Source organism: Xenorhabdus thailandensis (assembly GCF_037996785.1).
Classification (GTDB): domain Bacteria; phylum Pseudomonadota; class Gammaproteobacteria; order Enterobacterales; family Enterobacteriaceae; genus Xenorhabdus; species Xenorhabdus griffiniae.
The window spans coordinates 1-12,559 of record NZ_JBBMXF010000015.1 but is presented as its reverse complement, the minus strand read 5'-3'; the positions used below and the strand labels follow the sequence as shown (position 1 = coordinate 12,559).

The 12,559-nt window shown below is 42.8% G+C and carries 13 protein-coding genes; 2 read left to right on the top strand and 11 right to left on the bottom strand.

Features of this window, described 5'->3' with window-relative positions:
- Window positions 1-186 precede the first annotated feature (186 nt).
- The 8 genes from nth to AAC853_RS15110 form a co-directional block, all read right to left on the bottom strand.
- Window positions 187-819 carry an endonuclease III gene (nth, locus tag AAC853_RS15145; RefSeq protein ID WP_340615086.1) on the bottom strand — a complete coding sequence of 211 codons (633 nt, stop codon included), beginning with the start codon at window positions 817-819 and terminating at the stop codon, window positions 187-189.
- Window positions 820-832: 13 nt separating this feature from the next.
- Entirely contained in the window at window positions 833-1,537 is a 705-nt protein-coding gene (locus tag AAC853_RS15140; protein WP_338882354.1) for an electron transport complex subunit E, read from the bottom strand.
- Between the two features lie 2 nt (window positions 1,538-1,539).
- On the bottom strand, window positions 1,540-2,166 hold the full coding sequence (rsxG, locus tag AAC853_RS15135; protein ID WP_340615033.1) for an electron transport complex subunit RsxG: 627 nt from the start codon (window positions 2,164-2,166) through the stop codon (window positions 1,540-1,542).
- A 16-nt stretch (window positions 2,167-2,182) separates the two neighbouring features.
- Window positions 2,183-3,262: an electron transport complex subunit RsxD gene (gene rsxD / locus AAC853_RS15130; RefSeq protein WP_338882352.1), complete on the bottom strand. Its 1,080-nt coding sequence runs from the start codon at window positions 3,260-3,262 to the stop codon at window positions 2,183-2,185.
- A 12-nt stretch (window positions 3,263-3,274) separates the two neighbouring features.
- The gene (gene rsxC, locus AAC853_RS15125) at window positions 3,275-5,404 is read right to left on the bottom strand and encodes an electron transport complex subunit RsxC (RefSeq protein ID WP_340615032.1); all 2,130 of its coding nucleotides are present in this window, start codon (window positions 5,402-5,404) and stop codon (window positions 3,275-3,277) included.
- Window positions 5,397-6,020 carry an electron transport complex subunit RsxB gene (gene rsxB, locus AAC853_RS15120; protein WP_340615031.1) on the bottom strand — a complete coding sequence of 208 codons (624 nt, stop codon included), beginning with the start codon at window positions 6,018-6,020 and terminating at the stop codon, window positions 5,397-5,399. Before rsxB ends, rsxC begins: the two co-directional genes overlap by 8 nt.
- Window positions 6,020-6,601, bottom strand: coding sequence for an electron transport complex subunit RsxA (gene rsxA / locus AAC853_RS15115; protein ID WP_189760139.1), 582 nt, complete (start codon window positions 6,599-6,601; stop codon window positions 6,020-6,022). Before rsxA ends, rsxB begins: the two co-directional genes overlap by 1 nt.
- 117 nt (window positions 6,602-6,718) lie before the next feature.
- Entirely contained in the window at window positions 6,719-7,159 is a 441-nt protein-coding gene (locus tag AAC853_RS15110) for a DUF2569 domain-containing protein (RefSeq protein ID WP_338882348.1), read from the bottom strand.
- 165 nt (window positions 7,160-7,324) lie between these two features.
- Here AAC853_RS15110 and AAC853_RS15105 point away from each other — a divergent pair, with 165 nt between their 5' ends.
- Both AAC853_RS15105 and AAC853_RS15100 read left to right on the top strand, forming a co-directional pair.
- Window positions 7,325-8,365: an oxidoreductase gene (locus AAC853_RS15105; RefSeq protein WP_340615030.1), complete on the top strand. Its 1,041-nt coding sequence runs from the start codon at window positions 7,325-7,327 to the stop codon at window positions 8,363-8,365.
- A 37-nt stretch (window positions 8,366-8,402) separates the two neighbouring features.
- Window positions 8,403-9,392 carry a bile acid:sodium symporter family protein gene (locus AAC853_RS15100; protein ID WP_338882345.1) on the top strand — a complete coding sequence of 330 codons (990 nt, stop codon included), beginning with the start codon at window positions 8,403-8,405 and terminating at the stop codon, window positions 9,390-9,392.
- 27 nt (window positions 9,393-9,419) lie between these two features.
- Here the strand turns inward: AAC853_RS15100 and add are convergent, their stop codons facing one another.
- The 3 genes from add to manA form a co-directional block, all read right to left on the bottom strand.
- Window positions 9,420-10,424, bottom strand: coding sequence for an adenosine deaminase (add, locus tag AAC853_RS15095; protein WP_340615029.1), 1,005 nt, complete (start codon window positions 10,422-10,424; stop codon window positions 9,420-9,422).
- Between the two features lie 75 nt (window positions 10,425-10,499).
- A complete protein-coding gene (locus tag AAC853_RS15090) occupies window positions 10,500-11,963 on the bottom strand; it encodes a YdgA family protein (protein ID WP_340615028.1) in 1,464 nt (487 codons plus the stop codon).
- A 102-nt stretch (window positions 11,964-12,065) separates the two neighbouring features.
- On the bottom strand, window positions 12,066-12,559 hold a 494-nt coding region (gene manA, locus AAC853_RS15085; RefSeq protein WP_340615027.1), incomplete at its 5' end, for a mannose-6-phosphate isomerase, class I.

The window sequence follows — 12,559 nt, the reverse complement described above, 5'->3', positions numbered from 1 at the left end:
CCTAATCCGTATTAGGTAATGTTTTAAACAGAAATATTTAGTTACAACATACTAATTTAAATCTCAACAATACAACTATAAAATTCAACTCACAAATTTCAATAGGGGAAAAAATAATATGATTTTCTCAGTCTGCCTCCTGTAAGAATTAAAGGAGACAGACTAATGAAGATTCAGGATTTTTAATTATTCGGTTTTATCCGTATATTCACAAAGATCCTCAATAATACAAGAACCACAGCGCGGCTTTCGGGCAATGCAAGTATAGCGACCATGTAGAATCAGCCAATGATGACAATCAACCTTGAATTCTGCTGGCACAACTTTCAATAAGTGCTTCTCGACTTCATCGACATTCTTCCCTGGGGCAAATTGAGTTCGATTGCTGACGCGAAAAATATGCGTATCAACTGCAATAGTTGGCCAACCAAAAGCAGTATTTAAAACAACGTTAGCCGTTTTTCGACCAACGCCTGGTAACGCTTCCAACGCTAGGCGATCTTCCGGTACTTCTCCATGGTGTTTTTCCAACAATATCCGGCAAGTTTTAATCACGTTTTCAGCTTTAGTGTTATATAACCCAATAGTTTTTATATACTCTTTTAAACCATCAACGCCCAAATCAAGGATCGCCTGCGGTGTATTAGCAACGGGATATAGTTTTGCCGTTGCCTTATTCACGCTGACATCTGTAGCCTGTGCAGATAGCAATACAGAAATGAGTAACTCAAATGGAGAGTTGAATACCAGCTCAGTAGTTGGGTGTGGATTGTTATCCCGTAAACGGGTAAGTATCTCAATCCGTTTTTGTTGATTCATATCTGGTTGCTCTTTAGCCTCTTGTGATATGGCTTCCACAGCCTTTTTCTACGTTATACTGCCGTTCTTTATGTTCTGCTCGATTTTTGATGCGTTCATCGATGATATATTTTCCTGCCAGCATCAGACCTAATCCGATAAAAGCACCTGGTGGCAGGATGGCAAGCAAGAAAGGGGAGTCCAGATGGATGATTTCAATACGCAGTGATTTAGCCCAGTTACCCAGCAATAGATCGGCACCATCGAAAATAGTTCCGTTCCCCAAAATCTCTCGCATGGAGCCCAATACAAATAAGGCGAAAGTTGCTCCCAGCCCCATTGCAAGACCATCAATTGTTGAATTGTAGATCGAATTTTTTGATGCGTAGGCTTCAGCACGGCCTATCACAATACAGTTAGTGACAATCAGAGGAATAAAAATACCCAATGATTCGTAGAGTCCGAAAGCAAAGGCATTGATTAACATCTGGACGGCACTGACGACAGACGCGATGATCATCACATAAATTGGGATACGAATTTCATGGGGTACCCAGCGACGTAATGCTGATACGGCCATATTAGTACTCACTAAAACCAGTGTTGTCGCTAATCCTAATCCTAGCGCATTGGTTGCCGTAGAGGAAACAGCCAATAAAGGGCAAAGCCCTAAAAGCTGTACCAATGCGGAGTTATTTTTCCATAGCCCCTGAATAAATAGGTTTTTAGTTTCATTCATAATTATTTCTCTTCGCAAGTTGGCAGGGAAGAAAGTTGTGTCAATACTGTTTCCAGATAAAGAGTTGTCCGTTTAACAGCATTGACAACAGCACGCGGTGTAATGGTTGCACCGGTAAATTGGTCGAATTCTCCACCATCTTTTTTGACCGCCCAGTTGTGATCATCCTTTGACATGATTTTTTTGCCAGAGAAAGCATAAATCCAATTGGAAATTCTGGTTTCAATTTTGTCGCCCAAACCGGGGGTTTCGTGGTGTTCAGTGACTCTAACACCCAACACGCTGCCAGAAAAATCAGCACCAACCAGTAATTGAATTGCACCCGAATAGCCATCAGGCGCTGTACTTTCTAACGCAGCCGCAACCGGAACACCTTTTTTACGGGCGAGGTAAAGACGGTGAGGCTGTTCATTACCTAATGCCTTGTTTGCCACTAGATAACATTCATTTTGCATATCATTGTCGTATAAAGCAGGGGGGACAACTTGATCCAGCAATACCTTATGTTGTAAAGCTGCTTGTTCGGCGATCCGATCTTTTGTTAATGAATAAACAATTGCCGTTAGCCCTGTCGTACAAGCTGCGAAAATTGCGAGGGTAACACCGTGACGACGCATAGTTTCTAACATAGTACTCTTCCTTTTCCTATTTATGGCCGTAAGCACGAGGCTGGGTGTAATGGTCAATAAGTGGCACACATATGTTTGCCAGTAATACCGCAAATGCAACAGCATCAGGATAACCACCATAAACACGAATTATCCAAATAAGCCCACCAATAATGGTTCCGTAAATCAAACGGCCTTTTGGTGTTGTTGATGCGCTAACGGGGTCAGTTGCAATAAAAAATGCGCCTAACATGGTGGCACCGGAAAAAAGTTGCAATAAGGGTGGTGAATAACGGGTAGGATCAAAAAGCCAACTTATCAGTGCACAAATACCCAGTGACAAAATAAAGGCAGTTGGGATTTGCCAGTTAATGATTTTTCGGTTGAGCATGATCAAGCCGCCAACCAAATAAGCAACGTTAACCCATTGCCAGCCAATGCCAGCTAAAACGCCTTGTAATATAGGTTGTTGCAATACTTCATCAATATTGTGAGTCAACCTGCCAGTTTTGAAACTGTCCAGCGGTGTTGCTTGACTTAATCCATCAATACCTTGTTGCAGTTGTAACAAAGTTGAGCCATCTGGCGTATGTCCTGTGAAAATGACCATAAGGCTATCCCATGGGGTTAAAGTGAATGTCTGTAAAGATTCAGGAGGCATCCAACTGGTCATTTGTACAGGAAATGAGATCAATAGAACGACATAGCCGATCATGGCAGGGTTAAACGGATTTTGCCCAAGTCCGCCATACAAATGCTTAGCAATAATGACAGCAAAAAATGTGCCGAGCACGATTAGCCACCATGGTGCTAATGGTGGCAGGCTAATACCTAAAAGCAATCCTGTCACTAAAGCAGAGTTATCCCTGAGATAGGGAAGTATTAGTTGTTTTTTCAATGCTATAGCAGCAGATTCAGCTAACAATGCGGTAATGATAGCTAGCAAAATCTGGAATAATGTTCCAGAGCCAAAGAAATAGGTCTGGATAGCAATACCAGGTATGGCCGCTAAAACTACCCAAAGCATGATCTGACTAGTGCTTTTTTGGTTGTGTGTAAAAGGTGAACTTGCGACTTTTAGTTGGTTGTTGTCAGTTTTTACTGGCCTAAATTTCATCGATAAATTTCACTATTCGGTTGTAATTACTTGTTCTTCCTGAGCGGCTTTTTTAGCTTTGACACGGGCAATAGCCGCCGCAACAGCTGCTTTACGGGGATCGGTTTCTTCCGGCTCTGCGGAATCCGCTTGAGGGAGAGTTGACTCCGGTTGGCTTTGCGCGGCTTTCTTGGCTTTAGCACGGGCAATGGCCGCCGCAACAGCTGCTTTACGGGGATCGGTTTCTTCCGGCTCTGCGGAATCCGCTTGAGGGAGGGTTGATTCCGGTTGGCTTTGCGCGGCTTTCTTGGCTTTAGCACGGGCAATGGCCGCCGCAACAGCAGCCTTGCGTGGATCTTGTGTATCATCCCCGCTATTTTGTTGAGATTGCTCTAGTGACGTTGTCACTTCATCGCTTTGTACTGCCTTTTTCGCTTTTGCCCTGGCTATCGCAGCGGCGAGGGCGGCTTTACGCGGATCATTGTCTTCAACCGATGTTGATGTATTTTCTTCTATATTTAAGTTTGTAGTAATTTGTTTTTCTGCTTGACGAGCACGCAACTGTTCTTTTCTGGCTTTACGTGCTGCAATTGCTGCTGTATTGTCAGGTGATTGTCCTGCCTGCACAAGGATAGATTCGCCAGTATTTCCCTGTTTTTCCTTCGCACGGGCAAGGGCGGCTTGTACAGCACTTTTATCACTGCTATTTACTTGAACAGCCGCTTTTTTATGGCGTTCTTCACGTGCCAATTTTTCCCGTTCCATACGTACTTGTTTAGCTTCAAAACGCACCTTAGCTTCAGCAGAACGGCGTGCTTCTGCTTCTATCGCCCATATTTCAGCTTTTTCCTGTCGATAGTATTGAACCAGAGGGATATTACTTGGGCATACATAAGCACAAGCTCCACATTCAATACAGTCGAATAAATGATGATTTTTGGCCTTTTCATGTTCTTGCCCACGACTGAACCAGTACAGTTGTTGCGGCAGCAATCCGGCGGGGCATGCTTCAACGCATAGGCCGCAGCGAATGCACGCTTCTTCAATGACTTTGGGTTCCATCTCTTGTACCGAAGGTGCAAGAATACAGTTACTGATTTTGACGATGGGGACATTCAAATCAGGTAAAGTGAATCCCATTAATGGTCCACCCATAATGACCATTTGTTCTGATCCTGGGTTAAATCCGGCTTGTTGTAACAGGAAGTGAACAGGCGTGCCGAGGCGCGTCCAGAAATTGCCAGGCGAAGTGACTGCTTCACCTGTTAGCGTAACTACACGTTCGATTAACGGCTCACCGTCAATAATGGCACGTTTTATCGCCACGACTGTTCCCACGTTTTGCATAAGAACGCCGATATCAGAAGAACGACCACCAGAAGGTACTTCTTTTCCGGTCAAGATCTTGGTCAGTTGTTTGGCACCACCAGAAGGATATTTTGTTGGAATGACGCGCACAATGATGGATTTATCACCACTAAGTTCTGCGTTTAAGGCATTAATCGCTTCGGGTTTGTTGTCTTCAATGCCGATCAATACCTGCTTTGGATTAAGCAAATGTATTAAGATGCGGATACCCGCAATAATTTCTTTTGCATGTTCTTGCATTAAACGATCATCAGCGGTGATATAAGGTTCACACTCGGCCGCATTGATGATTAGGGTGTTGAGATTGTGTCGTCCGCCTTTCAGTTTTGTTTCAGTAGGGAAGCCAGCACCACCTAAGCCAGCAATACCGGCTTGTTGAATGCGTTGCAATATTTCATTGACTTCCAATATGGTGTAATCAGCGACTGGGTTGCGTTCTCCCCATTGATCTTTACCATCAGGACGCAACCGGACACACAATTCTTTTAGCCCAGAAGGGTGTGCTGTGACGCAAGGTTCAATTGCAATAATTGTCCCAGATGTGGAAGCATGAACAGGTACTGTTCTGCCCATTCCAAATGTTAAAGCCTGGCCTTTCAGCACATAATCGCCCACTTTAACCAGCAGCTCGCCTTCTGGCCCCAAATGTTGCTTTAGGGGGATGATTAATTCATCCGGCAATGGCGCATAGCGTAATGGGGTACGGCTAGATTGCAACTTCATTTCTGGTGGATGGATACCACCATTAAAATCCCAGATTTTATTTTTGTTAAGCAAGTTGAGTAGATTAAACATGGGTTTTAACCTCAACAGGCTTAGCAGAGGAGAACAAAGTAGGGTCTGGTGTTGCGGGGATATTTTTTACTGGAATGGTGTTTAAATCCCATTTCCAATTTGAGGTAGTAGTAGCAACGGGGATCATCGTAATACAATCTGTTGGGCAAGGTGCGACACATAGGTCACAACCTGTGCAGAGATCTTCAACAACGGTATGCATGGCACGGTTTGCACCAATAATCGCATCTACAGGGCAAGCCTGAATGCATTTTGTGCAGCCTATGCAATTTTCTTCATCAATGAAAGCAACTTTTCTGGCTGGATTCTGAACGTTATCGTCGCCGTCCAACGGTTGTGGATCAATACCCATTAATTCGGAGATTTTGAGCATAACTTGTTCTCCACCTGGGGCGCATTTATTGATCATCTCGCCATTATTGGCAACCGCTTCCGCATAGGGGCGACAGCCGGGATAACCGCACTGTCCACATTGACTCTGGGGTAATAAGCTGTCGATATTTTCAACAATCGGATCTTCTTCTACTTTAAAACGACGCGCAGCAAAACCAAGGATTAAGCCAAAGATTAATCCGAGTATGCTTAGTACGCCGATAGCAATCCATAATGACATCATTAGAATTTCACCAAACCACTAAATCCCATAAATGCGAGGGACATTAACCCTGCTGTAATAAGCCCTATTGATGAACCACGAAAAGGGACAGGAATATTGGCAACGGCCAGGCGTTCCCGAATGCCGGCAAATAGCACCATGACAAGAGAAAAACCCGCGGCAGCACTGAAGCCATATACAGCAGATTGTAAAAAATCGTGAGATTGATTGACATTCAGTAATGCAACACCAAGTACAGCACAGTTGGTTGTAATCAGTGGCAAGAAAATTCCTAACAAGCGATAAAGCGTCGGGCTGGTTTTGCGGACGACCAATTCCGTAAACTGAACGACAACCGCAATAACGAGAATAAAGCTCAGGGTGCGCAAATAAACCAAATCGAGCGGGACAAGAATAAATGTGTTTACCAGCCATGCGCAGATAGAAGCTAGGGTAAGAACAAAAGTTGTGGCCAGCCCCATACCGATGGCGGTTTCGAGTTTTTTGGATACCCCCATAAATGGGCATAGACCCAAAAATTTTACCAAAACAAAATTATTGACTAAGACTGTGCCAATAAATAACAAAAGGTATTCAGTCATTGCTATACCTGAAAATAAGATATTGGAAAATGGAACACTGCTTACATAGTTTGAGTAGAAATTCCCCACCTGAATGTGGGGAAGCGGGGCAATGATAACAATCAATTGTGGGGTATGTTATCGATCTTGTGTGAAAGTCATTTTCACCCGATGGGAGCGTTTAATATAAGGAATGAAGATGGTGGCAGCCAGTAATGGCCATAATAGGGATCGTATTGCCATTTCATCAGAAATAGGAGAAAAGGCGAAAGTTTTTATGGCCATCAACACGGAAGCCATCAGCCAAATAATAAAAATACGTGGGAATCGTTTCGAGCGAATAAAAAGTAGCTTCAATGCCCATATAGTAAAACACCACATCATTGTCGTGGTTAATACTGAGGTATACCACAAGGTGGTAAAATTCCCCCCTATTTGATGAATAGTTTCGTTTTTATGGATAAACGTCATTATATATAACAGTAACATCAAACTGGCAGCGATTAATGTCATGATTAGATATGCGGCAGGCGCTAATAACCAGCCATTAATGCGATAATAATCATTGGACTGATACATAAGCAGTTTTCACTCCACCGTGATTTTTTTGATAGTAGAAAATGATTATAGGAAAAAGAGAGTAGTACTGGAATCAGGATTATTTGCTAACGTGTGAGAGGAGGTGATACTTTCTGGTGCCTGATGACTTGTTTACGATATTTTGATCATTTTTTAGAGGCCGTTATGAGTGATTTTTTGAAAGTGGGTTTAGTAGGCTATGGCTATGCAAGTAAAACATTCCATGCGCCATTAATTGCAGGAACACCCAATATCGAATTGGTTGCCATTTCCAGCAGTGATACAGATAAAGTTAAAAAAGACTGGCCAACAATATCAGTCGCTTCCTCGCCGGAGGAACTCTTCAGTGATCCCAACATTGACCTTATCGTGATCCCGACACCAAATGATACTCACTACCCATTGGCACAAAAGGCGTTAAAGGCAGGTAAACATGTTGTCGTTGATAAACCTTTTACCATTACGGTAAAACAGGCTCAATCATTGAAAAAGCAAGCAGAAGAAGCCAATTTATTGCTGTCTGTATTCCATAATCGTCGTTGGGATTCTGGTTTTCTGACAGTGAAATCACTTATTAAAGAAAATAAATTGGGAGCCCTGAAATATTATGAATCCCATTTTGATCGTTACCGTCCCGCTGTTCGTCAGCGCTGGCGTGAAGCTGCTGGAGCCGGTAGTGGCATTTGGTATGATTTAGCGCCTCATTTACTGGATCAGGCCGTGCAACTGTTTGGCAAACCACAAGCTATCACAACCGATTTGGGCATGATGCGCCCAGATGCAGAGACGGCGGATTATTTTCATGCCCAGCTCACCTATCCTGATTTGAAAGTCGTGTTGCATGCAACCATGCTTGCAGCAGCAGAATCACCTATTTATACATTGCATGGTATGGATGGCAGTTATACCAAGTATGGTCTGGATCCTCAAGAAGAGCGTTTAAAGGCAGGAGAAAGGCCTCCACGGGCAGACTGGGGATATGATGCACGGGATGGTTATGTGACGTTGTCACAAGGTGATGACTTAGTTACGAAAGTTGTTCCTACTGTACCTGGTAATTATGGCGCTTATTATGCGGCTATTCGTGATGCGATTTTGTTTGGAAAACTTAATCCCGTAACTGCTAGCGAAGCTATTTTGATTATGAAACTTATCGAAGCTGGTGAAAAATCAGCAAAAGAACAACGCACAATCTTAATTGACTAATTAAACAGTGGCAGGTGGGTAAAGGGGACTTATATTGATGAACGTGTTGCAAAAATTAAGAATTGATCCTTTTTTAGTGACATTAATTACTGTGGTCATCATTGCATCGTTTTTTCCTTGCGAAGGTGAAGCGAAAAAGTGGTTTCAATACTTAACTACAGCCGCTATTGCGCTGTTATTTTTTATGCATGGCGCGAAGTTATCCCGCAATGCCATCTTGGCAGGGATAGGGCATTGGCGGTTGCATTTGGTGATTTTCTCCAGCACGTTTATTTTGTTTCCCATACTAGGGATGGGGTTAAGTTTCATCGTGCCAGAGTGGATGTCACCAACCATTTATATGGGCTTTCTTTATCTTTGTGCTTTACCTGCCACAGTACAATCGGCTATTGCGTTTACTTCCGTTGCAGGGGGAAATGTTGCCGCGGCGATATGCAGTGCTTCCGCCTCAAGCTTGTTAGGTGTATTCCTGTCTCCATTGTTGGTTGGTTTTTTGATCCAAACTCAAGAAGGAGGGGCTCAAACAGATACCTGGAAAGCGATAAGAGATATTATCTTGCAGTTAATGGTGCCTTTTATCGTCGGACATTTATCGCGTCCTTTGATTGCCAGTTGGGTGGAAAAACATAAGAAATTGGTCAACATGACAGATCGTTCTTCTATCTTGCTGGTGGTTTATGTTGCCTTTAGTGAGGCGGTGGTGGAAGGTATTTGGCATAAAATCGATGCCTATTCACTGCTTATGATTGGGATCGTCTGCTGTGTTTTATTAGCTATCGTACTACTAATTAACGTATATAGCTCGCGTTTGCTGGGATTTGGCAAAGATGACGAAATCACTATTGTGTTTTGTGGTTCGAAGAAGAGCCTGGCGAATGGCGTACCAATGGCGAATGTATTATTTCCCGCGCCAATGGTTGGTGTGATGTTGTTACCGTTGATGATTTTCCACCAGATCCAATTGATGGTTTGTGCTGTCCTTGCTCAGCGTTATGCGCAGCGTTTAAAAATAAAAAAGGCAGAGTAATTTTCTGCCTTTGGAACAACTTAGTTCTTAGCGGTTGGCGACTTTTTCTTTCAGTGCCTGTTTTTCTGCTTCACTAAGGAATGCAGTTGCCAAGCCATTAATCTGTGCCTGTCGAATCAACGCTGGAGACAGTCCCGCAGCTGGCGCCGCAACGTTATATTCATGGCGAATTTCGATGCCTTCTACTGCCGGATCATCCGTATTGATTGATGCCAGGATCCCGTGCTCAAGGAACTGTTTCAGGGGGTGAGCTTGTAAGGAACTGACGGTGCTGGTTTGCAAGTTTGATGTCAGGCAGGATTCAATACCGATGCCATGTTCAGCCAAATAATCCATTAAGGCTGGATCAGTGATTGCTTTGACACCGTGACCAATACGAGTTGCACCTAATTCACGAATAGCGTGCCAGATGCTTTCCGCCCCTGCGGCTTCACCTGCATGTACGCTAATATTCCAACCTGCGTCACGTGCTCGGATAAAATGTTGCTCAAAGAGATGGCCGGGGAAGCCTAATTCATCACCCGCCAGATCTAATGCGGTGATATGTTGTTTATGAGCAAGAAGTCCGGCGAGTTCTTCGGTGCACGCTTTTTCCCCAAATGTTCTGCTCAGAATACCAATTAAACGGATCTGAATATCATGTTGCTGGCTTGCTGAGTGGATAATCCCGTCGATCACCGCTTCCACAACGCCTTCAACGGGAAGTTGGTGCTTCATTGCCATGTAATAAGGGGAGAAACGCAGTTCAGCGTAATCAAGACCCGCCTTGACTGCATCTTCAACGTTTTCAATGGCGACTCTGCGGCAAGCTTCTAAATCGGCAAGTACAGTCACACCCCAGTCCAATTTTTGCAGGAAGCTGACAAGGTTAGGCTCATTTTCAATGATTTGGACATGCGGACGTAATGCTTCCAGCTCATAAGCTGGGAGAGGGATATTATGTTGACGTGCAAGATCCAAAATGGTTTCAGGACGGATATTACCGTCAAGGTGACGGTGAAGATCGGTCAGTGGAAGCTGTATGTCAATCATTTTATTATCCTTTTTATTAAATTATATATATATAAAAAAGCCAGCCAACGTGTTGGCTGGCAAGAAAGTGAAACACTATTCTGCAAAGCCATTATCAAGCAGGAATTGATGTAAACTGGATTCTTTGTCGTTTAATTTGACTTTATCATTGGCATAGAGGAAGTTAAGGCTAATGATACCGTCTTTGTCAGTCAGAATGTTGTATTTAATCCCTTCTTGGGTCATTATCTGAACTTGCAGTTTTGCTTGAGCTTCTGCGGTAGCTTTATCCTTACCGTCTAGCATCGCTGACTGCGCAATAGATTCTATCAACATGGCTTTCGGTATATTAATGTGCAAAGACAATTTTTGAACCAGGGTACGAACCATTTCTTCTGGTTCCATAAGTTGCAATGCACTTTTATCCTCCGGAATATTTTGTAAGGCAAGGTTGAAATCCACTGAACTTTCACCTTTACTGTTTTTCCAACTAAAAGGAGAAATACTGAATTGTGGATTATTATTCAGAAGGAGATGTAAGTTACTGAGGATCGCTAAGGAAGTCGTATCATAAGATACTTGATCCGTAGTCAAGGCCGCTTCAGCCGCATCGTTATAGGCTTGGGTAAATTTACGCACAGACTGGCCATCAAGTTTTCCCATACCCAGAGCTAACTTACCAGAGCCAAACTCTATATCCTTAATCTTTAAACCATCAATGCTATAAACGATTTTGATTTTCAGATTATCTTTGTCCTCGCCTAAATTGGATGTCACTTTCATTCCTTTAAGAGCGATATTTGGCTCATTAGGAATTCCATTCATGCTGAATTCGCCAATACTATAGCTTTGATTTCCGGTATAGATATCGAATTTGCCTTTTTTGTTATCCCCTTTAAAATCAATTTCCTTAAGTGAAATTGACTCTTTTTTGGTTGGATCGCTGAAAGACAGTTCATCACTTTTGATTGTGAAGGAAAATTCACTTAGATCACGATTGACGTCGGCACTGATTTTTGCGCCTGAAAATGACAGCACCCGTTGGTTACCATTTTTAGTCGTTTCCGTATGATTAATAGGGATCAGATCAATGTTAGCAGAGAGCGCACGGCTATAACTGACTTTAGCATCTAAGTTAAACAGCGATTTTTCGTTTGTGATATTAAATAGTTTTTTCAACGCATCACTTTTTTCCAGTTCTGCGTGGACAGAGGCCATTTGGGGACTCAGGTTGAATCTCTTCAAGTCAGAGATAGGAAATGGCCCATGATCGATTGTCGATTTGAAAATGATTTCTTCATTTGGTGGGATATCGGCATTTTTTACACCATTCCTGATGTTTAGGATCAAACGAACATCGGAACTGAAAATACCTCGTTTGAAATCTTTTGCTTGCCATTCTATGCCACTTTCAGGAAACGCTTTTACCAGTTCAGTGTTTGCCTGTTTTATGAAGCCATCTAAACGCTCTTCAAGTTTCTTACCTGTATACCATGATGCTCCTGTCCACACAGCACCCAGAGCAACAACAATGCTTACTGCAACTAACGACTTTTTCATGTAAAAATCCCATCCTTTTAACGCATATACATGGGTGTATTATACGTTTTGTATTTATGTCAACATTCACTGGAAATATGATTAACAACCAATGAAAATAAATTAATTAGATACCTTGGCTATTCTCCCCTTACCATAAACAGTTACGGTATCTTCGATAGCAGGCAAAAAAAGTGATTCACCCGAGAGTAATCTCAACTGCTGCTTATCCGTGTTGATAACTGCTTCCCCTTCAACACAAAATAGAACCGATGCTGAATCATTTTCCAATGAAATTGGTTGTTCTGAAATAGAATAGACAGAAAAACAAAAATCATTAACAGGAACAGGGTAACTCAGCGCATCTTTTACCTGTTTTGGTACGGTTAGCAAAGTATCGGCAGCTTTTGGAATAAAATCCAGATTAGCCATGAGTTCAGGAACATCAATATGCTTGTTGGTTAAACCGGCTCGCAAGACATTGTCAGAATTGGCCATAACTTCTAAAGCAACGCCATCAAGATAGGCATGGGGAGTGCGGGCATATAAAAACATAGCCTGGCCGGGTTCGAGTTCAACGATATTGAGTAAGAGTGGTGTAAACAGTCCATTATCAT